The organism is Lysinibacillus sp. GbtcB16 (assembly GCF_019091145.1).
GTDB classification, from domain to species: Bacteria; Bacillota; Bacilli; order Bacillales_A; family Planococcaceae; genus Lysinibacillus; species Lysinibacillus fusiformis.
The window spans coordinates 1-239 of record NZ_JAGXJV010000829.1; the positions used below are offsets into that span (position 1 = coordinate 1).

Sequence of the window (239 nt, forward strand, 5' to 3'; positions counted from 1 at the left end):
AATCGCTATCACGTCATTTTTTTGGCCCAAAGTATTATGGTTGGGACAGGGATACTGTCATTGCCACAAAAATTGAGTGCGAAGGGCTATACCGAGTGGTTTATGCCTGTCATATTCGGTATAGACGCTACCTTAACACTTTGGCCAATACTTTGGCTTTGCTCCAAATGCCCGAATGACCATTTATTTCGTATGAATGAAATTCTGTTGGGAAAAGTGTTAGGGAAGGGCGTGAATTT

The 239-nt window shown here is 41.8% G+C and carries 1 protein-coding gene; it reads left to right on the plus strand.

The window, feature by feature from the left end:
* The coding region (locus KVT27_RS26020) for a GerAB/ArcD/ProY family transporter (protein ID WP_217582316.1) at nt 1-239 on the plus strand (239 nt) is incomplete at both ends.